This window comes from Pseudomonas sp. Z5-35, assembly GCF_051131945.1.
In the GTDB taxonomy this organism is placed as follows: Bacteria; Pseudomonadota; Gammaproteobacteria; order Pseudomonadales; family Pseudomonadaceae; genus Aquipseudomonas; species Aquipseudomonas marvdashtae.
Genome location: NZ_CP071640.1, coordinates 5,042,131 through 5,064,190 on the forward strand (window position 1 = coordinate 5,042,131; position 22,060 = coordinate 5,064,190).

The 22,060-nt window shown below is 61.0% G+C and carries 13 protein-coding genes; 8 read left to right on the plus strand and 5 right to left on the minus strand.

The window, feature by feature from the left end; translation table 11 throughout:
• Positions 1 to 7,380: a DUF637 domain-containing protein gene (locus J3P95_RS23075; protein WP_434579551.1), complete on the minus strand. Its 7,380-nt coding sequence runs from the start codon at positions 7,378 to 7,380 to the stop codon at positions 1 to 3.
• 24 nt (positions 7,381 to 7,404) lie between these two features.
• Entirely contained in the window at positions 7,405 to 9,117 is a 1,713-nt protein-coding gene (locus J3P95_RS23080) for a ShlB/FhaC/HecB family hemolysin secretion/activation protein (RefSeq protein WP_434579550.1), read from the minus strand.
• Positions 9,118 to 9,440: 323 nt separating this feature from the next.
• Between J3P95_RS23080 and J3P95_RS23085 the strand changes: the two genes are divergently transcribed.
• Genes J3P95_RS23085 through selO form a run of 3 tightly spaced genes read left to right on the plus strand, consistent with a single transcriptional unit; the run spans position 9,441 to position 16,081 of the window.
• On the plus strand, positions 9,441 to 11,183 hold the full coding sequence (locus J3P95_RS23085; protein ID WP_434558999.1) for a potassium/proton antiporter: 1,743 nt from the start codon (positions 9,441 to 9,443) through the stop codon (positions 11,181 to 11,183).
• Positions 11,184 to 11,217: 34 nt separating this feature from the next.
• On the plus strand, positions 11,218 to 14,580 hold the full coding sequence (gene mscK / locus J3P95_RS23090; protein WP_434559001.1) for a mechanosensitive channel MscK: 3,363 nt from the start codon (positions 11,218 to 11,220) through the stop codon (positions 14,578 to 14,580).
• A gap of 37 nt (positions 14,581 to 14,617) precedes the next feature.
• Positions 14,618 to 16,081 (plus strand): protein adenylyltransferase SelO, encoded by a 1,464-nt coding sequence (selO, locus tag J3P95_RS23095; RefSeq protein WP_434579549.1) that lies wholly within the window; start codon positions 14,618 to 14,620, stop codon positions 16,079 to 16,081.
• Positions 16,082 to 16,495: 414 nt separating this feature from the next.
• Here selO and J3P95_RS23100 read toward each other — a convergent pair whose 3' ends face one another.
• Together J3P95_RS23100 and J3P95_RS23105 are read right to left on the minus strand one after the other, a co-directional pair.
• Entirely contained in the window at positions 16,496 to 16,774 is a 279-nt protein-coding gene (locus tag J3P95_RS23100; RefSeq protein WP_434559005.1) for a hypothetical protein, read from the minus strand.
• A gap of 102 nt (positions 16,775 to 16,876) precedes the next feature.
• Positions 16,877 to 17,782, minus strand: coding sequence for a LysR family transcriptional regulator (locus tag J3P95_RS23105; RefSeq protein WP_434563943.1), 906 nt, complete (start codon positions 17,780 to 17,782; stop codon positions 16,877 to 16,879).
• 207 nt (positions 17,783 to 17,989) lie between these two features.
• Here J3P95_RS23105 and ycaC point away from each other — a divergent pair, with 207 nt between their 5' ends.
• Positions 17,990 to 18,616, plus strand: coding sequence for an isochorismate family cysteine hydrolase YcaC (ycaC, locus tag J3P95_RS23110; RefSeq protein ID WP_018603387.1), 627 nt, complete (start codon positions 17,990 to 17,992; stop codon positions 18,614 to 18,616).
• 116 nt (positions 18,617 to 18,732) lie between these two features.
• Entirely contained in the window at positions 18,733 to 19,155 is a 423-nt protein-coding gene (gene trxC / locus J3P95_RS23115) for a thioredoxin TrxC (protein ID WP_434559007.1), read from the plus strand.
• Positions 19,156 to 19,182: 27 nt separating this feature from the next.
• Here the strand turns inward: trxC and J3P95_RS23120 are convergent, their stop codons facing one another.
• Entirely contained in the window at positions 19,183 to 19,953 is a 771-nt protein-coding gene (locus J3P95_RS23120; RefSeq protein WP_186639737.1) for a ParA family protein, read from the minus strand.
• Positions 19,954 to 20,309: 356 nt separating this feature from the next.
• Here J3P95_RS23120 and J3P95_RS23125 point away from each other — a divergent pair, with 356 nt between their 5' ends.
• Genes J3P95_RS23125 through J3P95_RS23135 form a run of 3 tightly spaced genes read left to right on the plus strand, consistent with a single transcriptional unit; the run spans position 20,310 to position 22,052 of the window.
• On the plus strand, positions 20,310 to 21,029 hold the full coding sequence (locus tag J3P95_RS23125) for a beta-ketoacyl synthase chain length factor (protein ID WP_434559009.1): 720 nt from the start codon (positions 20,310 to 20,312) through the stop codon (positions 21,027 to 21,029).
• Complete coding sequence (locus J3P95_RS23130) at positions 21,005 to 21,814, plus strand: lysophospholipid acyltransferase family protein (protein WP_434559011.1); 810 nt, start codon at positions 21,005 to 21,007, stop codon at positions 21,812 to 21,814. The genes J3P95_RS23125 and J3P95_RS23130 overlap by 25 nt, the downstream gene beginning before the upstream one ends.
• Positions 21,795 to 22,052 (plus strand): phosphopantetheine-binding protein, encoded by a 258-nt coding sequence (locus tag J3P95_RS23135; protein WP_434559013.1) that lies wholly within the window; start codon positions 21,795 to 21,797, stop codon positions 22,050 to 22,052. Before J3P95_RS23130 ends, J3P95_RS23135 begins: the two co-directional genes overlap by 20 nt.
• The last annotated feature ends 8 nt before the right edge of the window (positions 22,053 to 22,060 follow it).

The window sequence follows — 22,060 nt, forward strand, 5'->3', positions numbered from 1 at the left end:
CTACCTTCTGGGAGTCTGGTTAGGTCTTCCAGTCACCTGACCGCCGGGAATAAAACGCCGATGGGTCACATTTCCCTCATCAACAATCCACTCAAACACGCCACTAACTCCATTGTTACTGCCTTCAATTTGCCTTAGCTCGGAAACTCTTAGCACAACCCCGCCAGCACCCTTGGTTGGTATTTCGAACTTTGCAGCAGCACCAGCGTAATTATCGATAATATCGTTGAAGCCGTGCTGTCCATCAGGAAGCTTATTAGCGCTCCCAACCCTTGGCTTGCCTAGAACTGAGTTATCAATCCCTTTAGGACCATCCCCAACAACCCCAACCTTAACCTTAACCCCGGTTGTACCACCCTTACCCCCAGCCGTCGACGAGAACAAATCCCTATCCGGATTCAACCCATCCGCCGCAAGCTCCGTCAAAAACGCCGCAGCATCGCCTTTATCGGTACGCGTCTTCTCGGTGATACCGGTATTGATAGCTCGCTCGTTACTTCGAGTAATTTCCCAAAGTGCTGCCGAGCGATCGAACCCGGCGCCACGACCGTCATGCAGCAATTTCTCATTGGTCGGAATCTCATCCGCCAGTTGCTTGGTCACTTGCAAGCAAGCCGCCGGGTTAGTCCGGCAGTACTGGCCGAACTCTTTATTCCGAGTCGCATCCAGGTTGTTGTAGTGGTCCCTGACGGCTTGGCAATCCGCCGGGGAGGCGCAGGTGTTGAGTTTCTGTTCTCTTTCGAGCAGCTCGGCATGGAACAGGTAGTTAAAGGCGGTCGCTTTCTCGGCGATCTTCGAGCCTGTATTCAGATTGCCATCGACCGCAGCCGCGGCCAATAGGCCCGTTAGCTGCGACAGCATCAGCTGCAGATGTTCGTTTCCATCCGCAACTTTGGCCATGTTCGGAATCAGCGCTTCGTTCAGGCCGGCGGCTACCGCGCCGGTCTTGAAGTCGCTGCCCGTCAGTTCAGCCAACAGGCCACCCATGATCGCGTGGGCAACAATTTTCTGAGGGCCGCCATCTGGGAACTTGATGGTATCACCCACCCAGTTAAAGCCAGTCGCCATCGCCACATTGCCGGCTTCTCCCAGCAGGGCGGCATTGAAGTTGCTGCCGAAGCTGCCGCCGCCGATCGCGGTGGAGATGCCACTGGAAATCACCGCCCGCCCGGTCGTACGAATTGCCGTGTCAGTCGCGTTACTCCAACGGAAGATGTCCTTGGAGGAGTTGCTGGCGCTCGATGCCGAACCTGCTGAACCCGCCGAACCTGCGGACGGCTCGACGCCTTGCGTGGTTGACCCTGCGCTGTCGGCACCGGTAAACCAGTTTTTGTCTGCGTAATCCAAGGCACCCGCAGTGAAGCCGGCAATCGCCGCGTTCTTCAGGCTATCGGCACTGGCAGTTTCTTTCAGCGCACGCCCCAGATTGCCTTTGTTCTCGATGGTGCTGGTGACCGCTGTGGTGCTCAGGCTGGCGGCGACCGCAAGCTTGGCGCCTGACAGCCCGAAGCCGGCCGGGCCCATGATGAACGACATCAGAATCGCAATGGCGATCTTGGCACCGGCGCCCAGGCCGGAGTTGTCATATTTGAAGCTGTCGTGGATTTCCTTGACCTGGCGCCAGTCGATATCGCCACGCGCCTGGGCCTCTTTCATCCAGGCCAGCCCCGGCTCGGCCTTGACCATCGCATCGATGGTCTGGCTGACGCTCTGCTGATCGACTTGTTTGACGTCGATACGCAGCCCCTCAACGGCCTTGATGACCAGCTTCCCTTGAGCAACCAGTGTGCTCTGACGCAAGGTCTCGTCGGTCCGTCCCTCGCCTTTCATCTTGTACCAGGACAGGTCGCTTTTACTCTTGGTATGGCTCTCGTCGTGAAGGTCCTTGACCCCTTCGAAAGTGATGCGCCCACCGCTGTCGATCATCAGGTCGTTGCCGCTTTGCAGCTTCGCCACTTGGTAGGTCTGGTCGCCACCGCTGGCTAATAACAGGTTGCCTGCGGTGGTGATTTCACTTCCGACATGGGTCAGTTGAGTCACTTCGTCTCGCCGCGCGGCCTTGCTCCCCCAGCTTCCCTTCTTCTTCATGTCATACAGCGAATAATCCCGATTCTGCTCAGCCAGCAGATTCAGCTGATTACCCGCAACCAGATAAGCCTCATTACCCGCCGCAATCTTGCTCGCGACCATCAACAGATCATTACGCGCAGATACCCTTACATCACCACCAGCGTCAAGCGTGGTCGCCTGCTGCTGGACATGGTCTTCTTCCTTGTTGATCTTCTTGCCACTGCGTTTGTAGCGGTATTCGCTGGAGTCCTCGTTCGCTGCCGCGATCAGGGCGACATCGTTTCCGCTGAGGTTGATGTCGCCTTTAGCCTGGAGATGGCTGGCGACGACGGTCAGGTTGTTGCCCGCGGTGACGTTGAGATCGCCGCCCGCCTTGACTTCACTGGCGTGCTGGGCGGTCTGGCTCTGTTCCCAGAAATGGCGCTTGTCTTGGCGCATCGAGCCGTTTTCTTCGCGAGCGGCGGAGATAACGACGTCTCTGCCGGCGCTCAAGTCGGCATCGTTACCTGCCGTGATCGCGCCGCCCACGTTCAGCAGGTCGCGCCCCGCGCGCACGGTGAGGTTGTTGTCGGCCTCGATGCGTGCCGCGTTGTCGACCACGGAGGTTTTCGAGCTGAAGCCTTTGCCGCTGTTCTCGATGACGCTGACGGTTCGCTCATTGCGGATATCGCCAGTCAGCGACGACAGCTCGACGTCCTTGCCCTTGAGGATGCCGCCCTGCAGGTTGACCAGGTCTTTGCCGGCGACCAGCTTGAGCCGCTCTCCCGCTTCGGCCAGGCGCGTGTTGACTAAATTGTTCCCTGCGGCGGCCGAAAGGTTTTCGCTGGCCCGCAGCGTCCCGGCGTTCCTCAGGTCGGTGCCGGCAATCAGTGTCAGGTTCTTGCCCTGAATCAACGCACCATCGGCCATCAATCGGTTGTTGGCCTGGGCCATGTAAAGCACCGGCACCAGCACATGTTCGCCGTTGACGACCTGGTCTTCCATCCAAACGATGTCATGGGTCAGCGCAGCGACTTGCTGTGAAGTCAGGGTCACGCCAACGGCCAGATTCAGTTGCTCCTTGCTGGCGATGGCATTGTTCATCAAATACTTGAACATCGCTTCATCGCTGGTTTGCCCGTCGATGAAACGCTGTCCGGTGCGGGCGAGCACGGCCTGTTGAATCAGGCGTTGTTCGTACAAGCCATCGCCCAGGCGTTTCCAACTGGTGTCCGGGTCATAACCCAGCATGCCCAACATGTAGTCGGAGCTCATGAACTGCTTGAGGTCGGTCAAATCGCGGTTGGTCTCGACCATGTACTTGGGGCCGGTGATGACTCGGCTGGCGTCCGAGCCCCGGACAGTGGCCTGACTCTGGTCGTGGCTGTTCTGCGCCGCAGCCGTGCTGTCGACGACGCGGAACAGGCCGTTGTCCCCCTTCGGCAAAGTGAACCCGGGCATGGTGGTCGGGTTGACCTGCTGTTGGGCCAGGTCGGGCGGCAACTGCGGATTGAGCATCACAACAGCGGGCCGCGCAGTGTTGGTGACGCCAGTGGCCGCAGACTTGGTCGCGCCCGCCAGCGGTGCCTGGAACTGCGTAATGCTGCTGTTCTGCAGTTGCTGGGTGGCCTGGATACTGACGTTGCCGCCGGACTGAACGACCGCCGACGCCATCGATTGCCCTGGTGTTACGGTGGTAATGTCACTCGCCTGACGGAATTTGTTGAGCGCATCGACCGGGACTTGCTTCGGATTGGCCAGGGCGTTGTAGGGAACGATGACTCTGGAGCGGAAGCGCTTGTCGGTTCCGTCGGTGACCCTGCCGGTATTCCAGGTCCGCGTCCTGACGCTGGTACCGGAAGCGGCGCCGACGTTGGCGAAGTTGTCTGCGGTGATCGACAGGTCGCCCGCCGAGGCCATAACGCTGTTTTGGTTGGTGACCGTGGAGCCGTCGACGGTCAGCTTCGCCCCGCTCATCAGCGTGGCACTGGCGGAGTCTTCGAGCACGACGCTTTGGAAGGTCTCCTTGGCGACATAGTCGACGTTGTGGTAATCACCACTGCAGTCATGGCATTTGACTCTGATGGCGCCCGACACCAGCTCGTCGGTGGTGGAGAAGACGTCCTTACGGTTGGTCAGGACCTGGCTACGCAGCGACATGTTCCTCGCCGATTCCAGGGTGCCTGAGATGTTTTCCAGCAGCGCACTGCGAGCGACGCCGTCTCGCGCCGTGACATTGAGAGCCCCCAGGCTGTAGACGTCAGCGTATTTGTTGGTGAAGTTGTTAAAGCGCAGCGCCATGTCCGCGCCGCTGAAGATCAGGCCGCGTTCGTTACGCGCCTCGTTGGCAGCCAGCTCGACGGTGTCGGCGCCACCCAGCGTGCCCGTATTGATCAGGCTCGTGGCGGAAAGGGAGAACTTGCCGGCGCCGGTGATCCGTCCGGCATTGTTCAAGACACCGAGACTGGTCACGGTGGTGACGCCCCCTCCGGCCAGGCGTGAGCCGCTCGATAGATCGATGCTGGCGGCCTGCAGATCGAATTGATCGACACTGCTGAGGCGGCTATTTTCGGTACCGGCATAAACCCCGGTCAGCTTCAGGTCGAAATCGGCGTCGCTGCTGATGGTGCCCGCGTTGCTCCAGGTGCCGCCCGTGGCCAGCAGGCTTTGCACCGCGACCAGCTTGCCGCTATTGGCCTGATTGAGCTGACCCACCTTCAAGTTAAGGACATTTGCCTGGATATCCGAGCTGTTGTCCCAACGCGCCGCGTCGACGGCCAAGGTCCCCAAGGTCGTAATGCTGCCGCCGATGTTGGCGAAACGCGCAAGGTCCACGTCCAAAATGCCGGTGCCCACATGATGGACACTGCCGCCCGCATTACTGAAGGCAGCCATCTTCAAGGACAGGTTTTCGGTGGCCGCTTCAATGACACCGCTTTGGTTGTCCAGCATTTGATCAATCGTCAGCGTCGCAATGCCCTGCTGGCCCACCGAGCGCAACTTGCCGCCCTGGTTATCAATCGACACGGCTCTGATCAGCAGGCCGCTGGAGGCCTCTATCAGACCGGCCTGGTTGGTCAAGGCGCCGGTCAGCGTGAAATCAATCGTGTCTGCCGCTATCCGTCCACGGCTGTTGTCCAGATCTTTGGCATCTACTGCCAGCGCCTGATTGGCGAGGATGGCACCCTCGCGATTCTCAAGGGTGGCGGTGTTGATTTCCGCAGTTCCGGACAAGGCCGATATCTGCGCACCATTATTGAGCAGCGCCTGTTTCGCATCGAGTTTGACGGACTGTGCCTGGAGCAATCCGGCGCTGTCTGCGGTAAGCGACTGGCCGTTATCCAGCACCTTGTCCAAGGTAGCTTTCAGCCAACCGCCAACACTGGCCACCACACCGCCACGGTTATCGAGACTGCTCGCCTCGATATCCACGTTGCCGGCCTGAGTGATGGCGGTGCCATCCCGGTTGACGAAATCGCCCGAAATGTCGACCTTCAGATCACCTTGGCTGAGCAGGCTGCCACCGGCGTTATCCAGGCCACCGCCATTGATCGTGAGCCCCTGCTCGGTGCTGATGATCGCCTTTGCGTTGTTGAGGAGTTGCTGGTGAGCGGTCAGGCTCATGGCCTTGGCCGAAGCGATGTAACCCTCGTCGCTGTTGGTGATGCTGTCCGCGACTAGCGTCAGTTTCCCCTGGCTGACCAGCTTGCCACCCTGCTGATTGAAGCTTTTCAGCGTCGCAACCGTGTCACCCTGGCTGGTGATTTGTCCCCCGCTGTTTTTAATGCTGCCGCCCTTGAGGGTCAGCGCGGCGTCCGTCGCAATTTTGCCGCCGCTGTTATCCAGGACGTCTGTTTCGAGCTTGAGAAGATCGTTGCTGCTGATGACGCCTGCGCTGTTCTTCAGCGTATCAGCCACCAAGGTTTGCTCGCCGTCGCTGGCGATGATTCCCTTATCACGGTTGTCCAGCGTCCCGGTGGTCCGCGCTTGCAACGTGTTCTGGCTGACCAGCGTGCCGGCGCGGTTGTCGATGTCCTTGCTATCAAGGGTCAGTGTTCTTCCGGCAGAAAGAGTGCCGCTGCGATTGTCGAGCGTCTGCTTGGTCGTGGCTTTCAAGTCACGACTGGCGATGACGCTCTGCCCACGGTTGTCGATATTCGCCGCCGTCAGCACCACGTCGCCCACCCGGTTGCGGGTGTTGTCGACGTTGACGCCCGCTTCGATGATGCCCAGGTTGTTGAGCTGGCCGCCGGTGCTCAGCGTGACATTGTCCCGCGAGGCGATCGCTTGCCGGTTGGTAAGGGTACCCCGGGTCGTGGCCTGGACCTGAGTGCCGGCATAAATGGTCTCCCGGGCGTCCAGGCTATCGGCCTTGATATCAACCACACCCGTCGCCGTGGTTTGCGCCAAACTCAGATGCCCATTGGCATCGAGCTGGATATCCCCGCCACTGGCAACCATCTTGCCGTCCAGCTTCACCCCGACCCCGGCCTCGGTACCCACCAGCTTGATGGCGCCTGCGTACATGCCGCCCAGCGCCGAGGAGTCGATGGCCAGTTCCGGCTTGGCGCTGCCGTCGTCGGCGCGAGCGGTGGCGTTGAGCGTGGTGGAGTTGACATCGTTGCGACCGGCAACGATTGTCAGGTTCTTGGCCTGGATCTCGGCATTGATCTTGGCGCTACGGGTGATGATTTCGAAGCGGTCGACGTTGTTGGCGTTAAGGCCCGCGCCTTCGATGGCGACGCTGCCTTGATCCACTTGATAGCGGTTCAACTGGCCGTTTTCGATGATCGGCTTGCCGGTGGTCAACGTCGCCTTCGGCGTGTTGATAAAACCGCAGCCGTTGCAGGTGATGCCATACGGGTTGGCGACGATGACGTGGGCCGATTTGCCCGCCACCTCGGTGTAGCCACGCAACTGGCTCGGGTTGCCGCCATTGACTTCGTTGAGGATGATTTTGGCGGCCGTGCCCTTGAGGTTCGGGTTGCCAAGGATAATCCCGCCCAGTTGCGTGGATTGGGCGGGGTTGGTGGCGTTGTTGAGGATCACGCCGTTGCTGCCGACGTTGTAATCCTTGAATCGGTTATGGGACAGGCCGCTGCCGTTGGGCTTGGCGATGTTGACCACCGGCACGCCGTTGCCGGCCTTGCCGATACTGGTGCCGGGGGCACTGACCACGATGCCATCCGCCTGGGCCCACAGCGGTTGCCAGAACATGACGTTGATCAACAGGAACGCCAAGCCACGCTTGGGCATGCCCCAGAAGGCGTCGCGGGCTTGCAGGGCGGTAGAAGGCTGGCGGGCCAGAAAAGCGTATTGGCGGTCGTCCATGATCAGGTCTCGTTGCAGCAAAAATTAGATGGATAAATCCAAGCGGAAGTAGATCGGCGCTTCGCGCTCGGTCAGGGCATCCGGGCGTTCCAGGGAATGGGCAAAGGTCACGCTGGCGCTCAGGTGCTCACCACGGGCGAACAACTCCAGGGAGTTGCTCGACATGCGTCCATGCTCGCTACCGTTGTAGCGGGTGCCGCGAATAACACCCTGGTCGTAACCGAGGCCGGTGCCGTATTCGGCGAACACCGGGCGCAGCCATTCCAGCGTCACCGGACGACTCCAGCGCAGGTCGTTGCGCCAGTAGCCGCCGCTGTCACCGGCAAGCGTCTGGTCCTTGTAGCCGCGAATCGAGGAGAGCCCGCCCAGGCTCATGCGCTGCGGGCTGAACAGCGCGTCCTCGCTGCGCTGGCCGGTCATCAGGCTGCTGAAACTGAAGGACTCGCCGCCCAGCATGAAGGGCTGCAAGTAACTCAGGGTGGCGGTGTATTTGCGATAGCGCGCATCCGGCAGGCCAGGGCCCGGGTCGTGGTCGCCCTGGGCGTCGAGGGCGCCGATACCGTTCTGCATGCCCAGGTCGAGGTTGACGAAGGCGTTACCGATCCGCCGGCCATGGTTGATGCCGAACTGCGCCTCACTGATGCGATTGCTGCTGTCCGTGAGCTTGCTGTCTGCGACGAAATTATTGGTGCGCAGGTACGAAAGGCCCGTATTGAACGACGTCTTGCTCACGGCATCGCGATGGACCACTCGTTCCAGGACCAACTGGTGATTCTGGCTGTCCCCGCGCTGTTTGAAGTTGAAACCGTTGGCCTGGGCCAATGCCCGGTACTCGCTTTGGCTGTAGCTGTAGGCCAGGTTCCACCAGCCAAACGGCAGGTTGTAATAGAGCATGCCGTTGCGAGAGGTCTTGTCGTGATCGCTGATGGCATCGCGACCGCCACGCAAGGCCAGTTGATCGGCCAGGCCCAAGGGGCTGTCCCAGTCCAGGGAGACTCCCCATTGCTGTTCGCCGGTGCTTTTCTGTCCGTCGTTGTGCCGGGAAAGGCCGGCACGCCAAGGCTTCTGTGGGGTGTTTTTGACCAGCACTTCACTGCCGCCGATGTTCTGCCCCGGCGTCAACTCCATCTGGGCATTGTTGGACGGCAGACGGTTGAGTTGATCGACCATCTGCTCGATGTTCCGCAGGTTGAGCAACTCGCCGGGCTTGCCGGGAAAGCTCATCGCCAGCTCCCGTTCGGACAGGCCGCTGCCTTCGTCACCCTTCAAGCCTTCCAGCCGCCCCTCGACCACCAGCACTTGCAGGTGACCGCTGGACAGGTCCTGTTGCGGCAAGTAGGCGCGACTGGTCACCAGGCCCTTTTCGAGGTAGCGGTCGGTAATGACCTTGAGCAGTTCGTTGAGCTGCGGCACACCGAGGCATTGGTTGAGGTAGGGCTCAAGCAGACGTTGGCGCTCACGCTCGGACAAGGCGTCGGCGCCTTTGAGTTCGATGGTGGTTATGGGGAAGCAACGGGTATCGGCAGGCTTTGTCGGCTGGGTCGGCTTGGCTTCCTTGCCTGGCAAGTCCTTGAGTTCTTCGAGGCGCCGCCGCTGTTCTTCGAGCAAGCGATTCTGGCGTTCGCGGATCAGGTCCGTGTCGCCGGGGGTGGGCGCGGCGTAAGCGGGCATCAGCGAAGAAAGGCACAGCAACAGCAAAGCCAGGCGCAACCTCGCCCAATGGGCGGGTGAAAACATCGTTCGATCCTTCGAGCAAAAAGCGACATCCAAAAATAGCGGGCGAATACTAGGTGGCTACTTTTTGGGAGTCAACTGTAGGTTGGGGTCCTGAAGATATCGCTAGAACTGTTCACCTGAAATCAGACGTTTCCGGTATCAAGGTACGAAAGGTGCCATGCAAGGTACTTGCTTTGTGCAAAACAGACGGGCACCACGCGGGTAACGGAGACGATCCCCAAACCTTTTTTGACAGCATCACATTTCAACAGGTTAGAATCGCTGGCACGCAGACTGCATGGTCAGTTTGTGCCCTGTCCCCTCAAGATTTCCGGAGTACTGCCTTGACCGCAACGACCATCAACAGCCTGTTCTTGATCGGCGCGTTGCTGGTGAGTGCGAGCATTCTGGTCAGTTCCCTGTCGTCCCGCCTGGGCATCCCGATCCTGGTGATCATCCTGGCCGTGGGCATGGCGGCCGGTGTCGACGGCGCCGGTATTCTTTTCGACAACTACGCCACGGCCTACCTGGTCGGTAACCTCGCTCTGGCCGTCATCCTGCTCGACGGCGGCTTGCGCACACGGGTTTCAAGCTTTCGGGTGGCCTTGTGGCCGGCGCTGTCGCTGGCCACCGTCGGCGTGTTGATCACCACCGGACTGACTGGCCTGGCGGCGGCGTGGCTGTTTGACCTCAATCTGATGCAGGGCTTGTTGATCGGTGCGATTGTCGGCTCCACCGACGCCGCGGCGGTGTTCTCGCTGTTGGGCGGCAAGGGGCTGAACGAACGGGTCAGCGCCACGCTGGAAATCGAGTCCGGCAGCAACGACCCGATGGCGGTGTTCCTCACTGTCACCTTGATCGGCATGCTCGCCAGCGGTGAAACCGGCCTGCAATGGAGCCTGCTGGGGCATCTGGTGCAAGAGTTCGGGATTGGCGCGGTGATCGGCCTGGGCGGTGGCTGGCTGATGTTGCAGATGGTCAACCGCATCAACCTGGCCAACGGGCTCTATCCGATTCTTGTCATCAGTGGCGGCTTGGCCGTGTTCGCGCTGACCAACACTTTGCACGGCAGCGGCTTCCTGGCGGTGTATCTCTGCGGTCTGGTCTTGGGCAACCGCCCGGTGCGCAGCCGTCACGGCATCCTGCACATGCTCGACGGCATGGCCTGGCTGGCGCAGATCGGCATGTTCCTGGTGCTGGGGCTGCTGGTCACCCCCCATGATTTGCTGCCGATCGCCCTGCCCGCCCTGGGCCTGGCCCTGTGGATGATCCTGATCGCGCGCCCGCTGTCGGTCATGGTGGGGCTGTTGCCGTTCAAGGCCTTCCATGGGCGCGAGAAAGCCTTCATCTCCTGGGTCGGCCTGCGTGGCGCAGTGCCGATCATTCTGGCGGTGTTCCCGCTGATGGCCGGCTTGCCCCAGGCGCAGCTCTATTTCAACCTGGCGTTCTTTATCGTGCTGGTGTCCCTGCTGGTTCAGGGTACGAGCCTGCCGTGGGTTGCCAAGCTGTTGCATGTGACGGTCCCGCCAGAACCTTTGCCGATTTCCCGGGCTGCGCTGGAAGTGCACGTCACCAGCGAGTGGGAGCTGTTCATTTATCGGCTGGGCGCGGAAAAATGGTGCATCGGTTCGCCCCTACGGGACCTTAAAATGCCCGACGGAACCCGAATCGCGGCCCTGTTTCGTGGCCAGAAACTGCTCCATCCGTCGGGTAGTACGGTGTTGGAAGTCGGTGATCTGCTGTGTGTCATCGGCCATGAACACGACTTGCCAGCCCTTGGAAAATTGTTCAGCCAAGCACCGCAACGGGGCCTGGACCTGCGCTTTTTCGGCGACTTCGTACTCGAAGGAGATGCCCAGCTGGCCGCGGTTGCGGCACTGTACGGACTACAACTCGACGGCATCGATCCGGACATGACCTTGGGCCGCTTCATTGCCCAGAAAGTTGGCGGAGCGCCAGTAGTCGGCGACCAGGTGGACTGGAACAACACCCTGTGGACCGTCGCGGTCATGGATGGGAACAAGATCGGCAAAGTGGGCGTCAGATTCCCCGAAGGAAGTCGCCCGGGTCCCGGCTTGTTCCTCTAAACTGCTCCCACTCTCACTTGCTTGACCGGTCTCTATGCCTACCCTGCGCTCCTTTTTCGCCATCGCCCTGCTCGGCCTGAGTCTCTCAATCTGCACGGTGCACGCCGCTGAACCACCCACCAGCACCTCGGTGCAGGCCAGCCTGGACAAGATCGGCGACCGCAAGCTGCCGGAAGCCGACCAAAAAGCCTTGCAGGCGGTGTTGCAAAACACCCTGACGCTACTCAGCAGCAAGGCCGACTACGAGCAGAAGCTGCTGGCGCTCAAGCAGCAACTGGCGAGCGCACCTCGGCAAAACATCGAGAACCAGCGTGAACTGGCGCGACTCAAGGGCACCACCGTTGTTCCGGTGGCGCAACGCTACGCCAACCTGCCGATCCCCCAACTCGAGCAGATGCTGACGGAACGCTCCACCCAGCAGAGCGACTTGCAAAAAGCCCTGGCCGATGCCAACAGCCTGGTCATCACCGCGCAGACCCGTCCGGAGCGGGCCCAGGCTGAAATTTCCGCCAGCCAGACCCGCATCCAGCAAATCAACACCATCCTCAAGGCCGGCCGAGAGGCCGGCAAAGCCTTGAGCGGCGAGCAGCGCGACCAGCTGAACGCCGAACTGGCGGCCCTGAATGCGCTGATTCCGCTGCGCCGCCAGGAACTCGCCGGGAACAGCCAGTTGCAAGACCTGGGCAACAGCCAGCACGACTTGCTGTCGGAAAAAATCGATCGCATGGAGCGGGAAATCCAGGACCTGCAGAACCTGATCAATCAGAAGCGCCTGGCTCAATCCCAGGAAACCGTGACCCAGCAGTCCATCGAAGCCCAGAAGGCCGGCGGCAGCAGCCTGCTGGCCACGGAAAGCTCGGCCAACCTCAAGCTCTCCGATTACCTGCTCAAGAGCACCGACCGTCTCAACGAGGTCACCCAGCAGAACCTGCAGACCAAGCAGCTTCTGGACAGCGTGACCCAGACCGATGCGGCCCTGGATGAACAGATCAGCGTGCTCAAGGGCAGCCTGCTGCTTTCCAAGATTCTCTACAAGCAGCGCCAGACCTTGCCGCGCTTGAAGCTGGATCAGAACCTGGCCGACCAGATCGCCGACATCCGCCTCTACCAATTTGAAGTCAGCCAGCAACGCGAGCTGCTGAACAATCCGAGCGCCTACGTCGACAGCCTGCTGGCGTCCCAGCCGTCGGAGCAGGTCACGCCGCAACTGCGCAAGACCTTGCTGGAACTGGCCCTTACTCGCGTTGACCTGCTGGAGCGCCTGAACCGCGAATTGAGCGCGGTGCTCAACGAATCCATCACCTTGCAGCTCAACCAGAAGCAGTTGCTCAGTACGGCTCAGAACCTGCGGGCCACGCTCGAAGAACAGATGTTCTGGATTCCCAGCAACAAGCCGCTGGATTTCGAATGGATGCGTGGCGTGCCGGCCCGCCTGGAGAAACAGGTCGACTCGCTGCCCTGGGCTTCCAGCCTCAGCGAACTGGCCGACGGCCTGACCCAGCGGCCGCTGCTGTTCCTGCCCCTGGCGCTGCTGATCGGTGCGCTGCTGTGGCGCCGCAAGAATCTTTACGCGCGCTTGAACAAGGTCCACCAGGATGTCGGGCACTTCAAGCGCGACAGCCAGTGGCACACGCCCCAGGCGATCCTGATCAATATCCTCTTGGCGATGCCGGTGGCCCTGGCGCTGGCGCTGTGCGGCTACGCCCTACAGATCGACGCCCGCGGCCAGAACACCAATCTCGGCGCGGCACTGTTGCAGATCGGGCAAGCCTGGCTGGTGTTCTACACCGCCTATCGAATCCTCTCCCCTGGCGGCGTGGCCGAGTTGCACTTCCGCTGGGAAAAACCCCAGGTGGAATTCCTCCAGGCCTGGATCCGTCGACTTGGCCTGGTGGTGTTGGCCCTGGTGGCGGTAGTTGCCGTGGCGGAGTTGCAACCGTCGGCCCTCGCCGATGACGTACTCGGTATGCCGGTAGTGCTGGCCTGCTACGCCTCGATGGCCTGGCTGCTCAGCCGATTGCTGCTCAGCAGCCCGACGCACACGAACGCCTCGCTGTTTCGCAAGGCCGTCGGCGTGCTGTTCACCGCGCTGCCGATCGCACTGTTCGTCGCTGTCTGCTTCGGCTACTACTACACCGCGCTGAAGCTCAGCGACCGCTTGATAAACACGCTCTACTTGCTGATGTTCTGGCTGGTCATCGAGGCCACCTTCGTGCGCGGCCTGTCGGTCGCAGCCCGGCGACTGGCCTACCAGCGCGCCCTGGCCAAGCGCCAGGCGGCCAAGGAAGCCGGCGACGGCGAAACGGTGGTCGAGGAGCCGACCCTGGACATCGAGAAGGTCAACGAACAGTCCTTGCGCCTGATCCGCCTCGCCCTGCTGGGTGGCTTCATGGCCGCGCTGTACTGGGTCTGGTCGGACCTGATCAGCGTGTTCTCCTACCTGGACAACATCACCCTCTACGAATACACCAGCGGCACCGGCGTCAACATGAGCATGGTGCCCATCAGCATCGGCGACATGCTCGGTGCACTGATCATCATCGGCATCACCTTCGCCCTGGCGCGCAACCTGCCGGGCCTGCTGGAAGTGTTCGTGCTGTCGAAGCTGAACCTGGCCCAGGGCAGTGCCTACGCCACCACCACGCTGCTGTCCTATGTGATCGCTGGCGTCGGCTTCGTCACCACGTTGTCCACCCTGGGCGTGAGCTGGGACAAACTGCAATGGCTGGTGGCCGCGCTCTCGGTGGGCCTGGGCTTCGGCATGCAGGAGATTTTCGCCAACTTCATCTCGGGGATCATGATCCTCTTCGAACGCCCGGTGCGGATCGGCGACACCATCACCATCGGCAACCTGTCGGGCACGGTCAGCAAGATCCGCATTCGCGCGACCACCATCACCGACTTCGATCGCAAGGACATCATCGTCCCCAACAAGACCTTCATCACCGGGCAATTGATCAACTGGTCGCTGACCGACACCGTGACCCGCGTGACGTTGAAGTTGGGCGTGGACTACGGCTCGGATCTGGATCGGGTGCGCGAGCTGTTGCTCAAGGCTGCCCGCGATAATCCGCGTGTGCTGAAGGAACCGGAGCCTATCGTGTACTTCCTGAATTTCGGCGAAAGCACCCTCGATCATGAACTGCGCATGCACGTTCGCGACCTGGGCGACCGCAACCCGGTGCTCGATGAAATCAACCGTTTCATCAACCGCGAATTCAAAAAGGAACATATCAACATCTCGTTCCGTCAGATGGAGATCTATCTGAAAAATCTGCAAGGCCAGGAATACAAATTGGTGCCTGCCGAACCCGACAACAAGACCCTCGGCCCTTTGCCCTCGGCGGTAGCCAGCATCAAGCCCGTTCCGGAGCCACCGCAACAGACACTCGACTGATCGCGTGGTGCCTGCGGGCAACCCGCCGGAGACAGCCATGAAAACGCTGGAAACGCTGACCTTCGATAACCGTTTTGCCCGCCTGGGCGACGGTTTCTCGGCCCACGTGCTGCCCGAGCCTATCGACAATCCGCGCTTGGTGGTTGCCAGCCCGGCCGCCATGGCGCTGCTGGACCTGGATCCGGCCGAAGCCGAGACACCGTTATTCGCCGAGATTTTTGGCGGCCACAAGCTGTGGGCCGAAACCGAGCCTCGGGCGATGGTGTATTCGGGGCATCAGTTTGGCCATTACAACCCGCAACTGGGCGATGGCCGAGGGCTGCTGCTGGGCGAGGTGTACAACGAGGCCGGTGAGCACTGGGACCTGCACCTCAAGGGCGCCGGGCAGACACCGTTTTCGCGAATGGGCGATGGGCGCGCGGTGCTGCGCTCCTCGATCCGCGAATTCCTCGCCTCCGAAGCGCTGCATGCCTTGGGCATCCCCACGACTCGTGCCTTGTGCGTGATCGGTTCGGACACTCCAGTGTGGCGCGAAAAGCAGGAGCGCGCCGCCATGGTGCTGCGCCTGGCGCCGAGCCATGTGCGCTTCGGTCATTTCGAATACTTCTACTACACCAAGAAGCCCGAGCTGCACGCCACGCTGGCCGAGCATGTGCTGAATCTGCATTTTCCCGAATGCCGCGAGCAGCCGGAACCGTACCTGGCGATGTACCGCGAGATCCTCGAGCGCAACGCCGAGCTGATTGCCAAGTGGCAGGCCTACGGCTTTTGTCACGGGGTGATGAACACCGATAACATGTCGATCCTCGGCATCACGTTCGACTTCGGGCCGTTCGCCTTCCTCGACGACTTCGATGCGAACTTCATCTGTAACCACTCCGATGACCAGGGCCGCTACTCGTTCAGCAACCAGGTGCCCATCGGCCAGTGGAACCTCAGTGCCCTGGCCCAGGCGCTGACGCCGTTCATCAGCGTCGACGCCCTGCGCGAAACGCTCGGTTTGTACTTGCCGTTGTACCAGGCCCACTACCTGGACTTGATGCGCCGCCGACTCGGCCTGACCCAAGCCGAAGAAGATGACCAGAAGTTGGTGGAACGCCTGCTGCAATTGATGCAGAACAGCGGCGTCGACTACAGCCTGTTCTTCCGTCGACTGGGCGAGCAAACTCCCGGGCAAGCCGTCGCTACCCTGCGCGATGACTTTGTCGACCTGAAGGGTTTCGACGCCTGGGCCGAGCTCTATGTCGCCCGGGTCAATCGCGAAGGCCCCATCGATCAAGACCAGCGCCGAGCCCGCATGCATGCGGTCAACCCAAATTATGTGCTGCGCAACTACCTGGCGCAGAAAGCCATCGACGCCGCCGAATCAGGCGATTACGAGGAAGTCCGCCGCCTGCACACGGTGCTGAGCAAGCCCTTCGAGGAACAACCGGGCATGGACAGCTACGCCGAGCGTCCGCCGGAGTGGGGCAAGCATCTGGAGATCAGTTGCTCGTCGTAACCTTCCCCTGGCTGGAATGTCTCCTCCTGCCAACACGTAACCCTGTGGCGAGGGAGCTTGCTCCCGCTGGGCTGCACAGCAGCCCCAAAACCTCAAAAGCGACGACTGCTTCGCAGCCGAGCGGGAGCAAGCTCCCTCGCCACAAGGGCCAAGCGATCACTGCGTTTTGATCGAGCTGAGTGGTTTACTGGCGAACCGGGCACTGGACAACGTCGAACCACGCCAGTCGACATAGCGCATCCCCCTGTGGCGAGGGAGCTTGCTCCCGCTGGGCTGCACAGCAGCCCCAAATGGGCTGACGCGGCATTTCAGGCCAACTCGTCAACCGGCTTTACGACGGCTGCGCCGCCGAGCGGGAGCAAGCTCCCTCGCCACCGGTTCAGGGTTGTCTGGGCGAAAGTCATCGCAGCCTGCTCATCCCACCTTATCGTTCCCCTGCTCAGGCGTCTCGATGCCCGGTTCTGCCTCTTCAGGCATATTCTCCTTGGGTTTGGCCGTTGGTTTTTCATCGGGATAGCCGGGCATGCCACGGGCGTCTTCAGGGGTCAGCTCGTCGCGGTCGTGACGACTGTCGGTGGCGTAGGCCGGGGCGGCGTTGGGGTCTTCGTCGCGGCCGGCGGTGCCGAGGACGAAGCCGTCGTCGTTGGGGTTGTCTACTGCCTGGGGGGTAGCTGGGTCTTGAGGATGGCTCATGGGACCTCCTGAGATTGCAAACGGGTACGTCGTGTCTTTTTGAGGCCGTGACATGTTTACAGTGCGGCGCACCTGATGAATGGCAACCTGCTGAGGACAGCCCTAGGCCATATCGCTGTGGCTGAATTCTTCGGCCAGAAAGTCAATCAGCGAGCGCACCGACGGCAGTAACCCGCGCCGTGAAGCAAAGATCGCATGGACGATCCCACACTTGGGCGTCCAGCCTGGCACCAGTTCCACCAGCCGCCCGGCCGCGATGTCCTCGCGCACCACTACGGTGGGCAGGTGGGCGATGCCGATGCCTGCCAGTACCGCATGACGCAGGGCCAGCAAATCATCGGTGACCATCCGCGGTTCATGGCGGATCAGCGCGCGAGTGCCGTCCGGGCCGAATAATTCCCATTGGTACTCACGCTGGGCGCCGCCCCAATGCACGCTGGGCAAACCGTTGAGGTCCGCCGGGGAGGCAGGTGAAGACAAGCGCTCGATGAACGACGGCCTGCCCACCAGGCACTGGGTGCTGTTGCTCAGCACTTTCATCACCATGTCGGTGTTTTCCAACGGCGGGAAGCGCACCCGCAAGGCGATATCAAAGCCTTCATGGATCAAGTCGACCCGGCGGTTGGTGCTCTCGATGAACAACTCCACCCGCGGGTACTTGAGCATGTAGCGCGTCAGCATCGGCCCGACCCAACTGTTGAGCAGCGCTGTCGGGCAACTGATGCGCACCAGCCCTTGGGGCTCGGAGCGGTTGCGCTCGATGACCTCCGCAGCGCTCTCGGCCTCGACCCGCATCGCCAGGCACCGTTGGTAATAGGCCTGGCCGATCTCCGTCAGCGTGCAATGGCGACTGGTGCGATGGAGCAATCGCACCCCGAGCCGCTCTTCCAGCTGGGCGATACGCCGGCTGAGCTTTGACTTCGGCATGTCCAGTGCCCGGCCAGCCGCGGCGAACCCACGGTGCTCAACCACTTGGGTGAAATAGTAAAGCGTGTTCAGGTCTTCGATGATCGTTCTCCAAATAGAACGCTAAAGCTGATTTTCGCAGTCTAGCGCATCAAAGGTGCCAGTTTTAATCTACACCCATCGAAACGCAACGCGGTTTGAAGCCGGCGCGCTTCGACCGGATGAGTCACCGATCAATCGCTGCACCGACATTAAAAACCTTAACCACGCCGAAACCTTCGGCAACCAAAACTTAATGAGGGCTACGCCATGACGACTTCCTACAACCGTCTCGACAAAGATAACGCCGCCGTTCTGCTGGTCGATCACCAAGCCGGCCTGCTGTCCCTGGTCCGCGACATCGACCCGGACCGTTTCAAGAACAACGTGCTGGCCCTGGCCGACCTGGCTAAGTATTTTCAACTGCCGACCATCCTCACCACCAGTTTCGAAACTGGCCCCAACGGCCCGCTGATGCCCGAACTGAAGACCCTGTTCCCGGACGCCCCGTACATCGCCCGTCCTGGCCAGATCAACGCCTGGGACAACGAAGATTTCGTCAAGGCAATCAAGGCCACCGGCAAGAAGCAGCTGATCATCGCCGGCGTAGTGACCGAAGTTTGCGTGGCCTTCCCGGCACTGTCGGCCCTGGCCGAAGGTTTCGAAGTGTTCGTGGTGACCGATGCGTCTGGAACGTTCAACGAACTGACCCGTCAATCGGCTTGGGACCGCATGTCTTCCTCGGGTGCGCAACTGATGACCTGGTTCGGCCTGGCCTGCGAACTGCACCGCGACTGGCGCAACGATGTGGAAGGGCTGGCGACCTTGTTCTCCAACCACATCCCGGACTACCGCAACCTGATGACCAGCTACAACACGCTGACCAACGCTAAATAACCGTCCCACCCATTTCCCCTGTGGAGCGTGCAGACGCCCACGGGGGTTTTGCGCTGGTCGCAACTTGGGTGTTCAATCTGTGCCAGACCATTTGAATTTTTTCAGGAGACGATCCGATGCTGATCCCTTGCCCCCATTGCAATGGGCTCAATCGCATCCCCGCCGAACGGCTGGGCGACCAGCCCAAGTGCGGGCGCTGCAAAGCCCAGGTGCTTTCAAGCAAACCGTTCGAACTCAAGCAAGGCGACTACGCTAGCCAGGTCAAGGGCGACCTGCCGTTGTTGGTGGACGTCTGGGCGCAGTGGTGCGGCCCGTGCAAAGCATTCGCGCCGGTGTTTGAACAGGCCGCCGCACAGCTGACGGGCAAGTGCCGACTGGCCAAGCTCGACAGCGAAGCCAATCAACAGCTCTCGGCGCAGTTGGGGATTCGTTCGATTCCCAGCCTGATCCTGTTCAGGGACGGTCGGGAGGTGGCGCGCCAAAGTGGCGCGTTTGCGTTGCCACAACTGATGAGTTGGTTGCGCAGCCAGGGGATTTGAAGCCCCGCGTTATCTGCGCTGCCAGGATCAGGCGCTTTCCAGCAAGCCATGCAACTCCACGAACTGCTGGGTCAGCTTATGCCGCGGATCCAAGTGAATCAGCGGCAGGCTCGCCTGGTGCGACTCACGCATGCGCACGGAACTGCTCAAATAGACGGGCAGCACCGGCAAGCCTTCGGCGATCAATTCGTCGAGAATCTGTTGAGGCAGGCTGGCGCGGGCCTGGAACTGATTGACGACGATGCCTTCGACTTCCAGCCCCTCGTTGTGGTCTTCCTTGAGCTCCTCGATTTCCGCCAGCAGGCCGTACAGCGCCTGGCGGGAAAAACTGTCGCAATCGAAGGGAATCAGCACACGGTCGGCGGCGATCAACGCTGATACTGCGTAGAAGTTCAGCGCTGGCGGCGTGTCCAGGTAGATCCGGTCGTAATCTTCGTCCAGCTCTTCGAGCAATTTACGCAGCTTGTTGATCTTGTGTTTCGCCTCAAGCTTGGGCTGCAAATCCGTAAGCTCCGCCGTGGCGGTGATCACGTGCAGGTTATCGAAGGGCGTTTCGTAGATATCCACTTTGTTCTTTTTCGAGAAAGGCCCGGACGACAGAGTCTGCTTGAAAAAGTCCGCGATGCCCATGGGAATGTCATCGCCCGTCAGGCCAGTCAGGTATTGAGTGGAATTGGCCTGGGCATCCAGGTCGACCAAGAGCGTGCGATAACCCTCGCTGGCGCTGACCGCCGCCAGATTGCAGGCAATGCTGGATTTGCCCACGCCACCTTTCTGATTGAACACCACACGCCGCATATCAAAACCTCCGTGTATCAAAGATTCCCGAGTGTAGTAGGCCTACGCGCCGCTTCGCTACCTTCAGCAGGTGCGGATTACGGCATAGGTGGCTTTTTCGGACAACCGAGCGTCAATTGACCTGCAAGATGACGGAAGTGGCTTACAGACGCGCCTCGTCACAATCGTGACAATGGCCCTGCCGACCCGGCCCGGACCAGCCGACGGTTGCCCTGGACAAAATGTAACCAGTATTTGCTACAAGCCAACCGCACCGGGATAATGCGCGCCACTTGGGTCGCAAGGCCATGCAGGGTTGGACGCGGGTCAAGCCACTGAACCGTGACAATAAAAGCCCGCAGGGGTGGGATGAGTCTGTGATCAACTTCAATATCGCCCAATGGCGCGCGTGGGCTCCTGGGCTCGAAAGCGTGGACGATTGGCGGACATGGAGCCGAAAACCGGTCGTGCCGCCCGTCAGCGATGCAGCCCCTGACGTATCGTTCCTGCCCGCCATGCAGCGCCGACGTCTCAGCCGCCTGGCCCGCATGGCTTTCAGCGTCGCCTGGCCGCTGGCCGAGGGGCGACCGGACCTACCGTTGGTCTTTATTTCCCGTCACGGCGAAACCCCACGCACTTTTGAGATTCTCAAGGACCTGGCAGCCGACCAGCCCTTGTCGCCGACGCAGTTCAGCTTGTCGGTGCACAACGCCGTCATCGGCCTGTGGTCGATCATGCGTGGCGAAACCAGCGAGATGACCGCGCTGGCCGCCACCGGCGACGGCCTGGAACACGGCATGCTGGAGGCCGCCGCGCTATTGAACGAGGGTGCGCCGGCGGTATTGCTGGTGATCACCGAAGAGCAACCGCCGCAGGTGTACGCGCCGTGGGTCAACGATGTGCCGTTTCCCTACGCGCTGGGGCTTTTACTGACCCCGGGCGAAGACTGGCAACTTGAATTATCCAGCCCGCCGGCCCCGACGCCTGGCAGCGACTGGCCCCATGCCCTGGATCTGCTGCGTAAGCTGCTGGACGACATCACCACCTGCCAACATGCCTGGAAGAATCGTCTATGGACCTGGCAACGCAACCGGTGACCGGTAAACATCGCGACGCCTATTACTGGCGCCTCTTCGCGACCGCTGCAAGCTTCGCCCTTTTCGGGCTGGGCGGGCTGTGCCTGCGTTTGCTGGTGTTCCCGTTGCTCAATACGTTGCCGGGCGATCCCCGGACCCATCGACAACGGGCCCGCCGTACGGTTGGGCGCTTGTTCTGGTTCTTTATCCGGTTCATGGCCCGTACCGGCGTACTGACCTATCGGATCGACGGCGCGGAGAAACTCGGTCGGCCCGGGCAGATGATCATCGCCAACCACCCTTCGCTGATCGACGTGGTGTTCCTCATCGGGCTGGTGCGCGACGCCAATTGCGTGGTCAAGCAAAGTCTGTGGGACAATCCCTTCACCCGGGGCCCGCTGCGTTCGACGCAATACATCAGCAACGACGGCAGCATGGACATGCTCGATGCTGCCAGCGATGCCCTGCAAGACGGCCAATGCCTGATTGTCTTCCCCGAAGGCACGCGCACCCGGCCAGGCCAGGCACCAGCCTTTCATCGGGGGGCGGCGGCCATTGCCTTGCGGGGCGCGACAATCCTGACGCCGGTGACGATCAAGGTCAGCCCGACCACCCTGACCAAGGCCGAGCCCTGGTATCGCATTCCGGCGCGGCGCGTGCACTTCAGTTTTCGTGTAGGGGCCGATATAGATCCACAAGCCTTCATCGCGCTTGGCCCCCCGCCGCAGGCTTCGCGCCGGCTCAACGATTATCTGCATCACTATTACATCAAGGAGCTCGCCTTAGATGAGCGATCTGCACCGTGACATCAAACGCCTGATCATCGACGCCCTTGGCCTGGAAGACATTGGCGTCGACGACATCGGCGACGATCAAATCCTGTTCGGCGAAGGCCTGGGCCTGGACTCGGTGGATGCCCTGGAGCTCGGCCTGGCGATCCAGAAGCAGTACGGCATCAAGATCGACGCCGACGCCAAGGACACCCGTAACCATTTCAGCAACGTGGCGAGCCTTGCGGCCTTCGTCATTGCAAAACGCGCCTGAGACCGGAC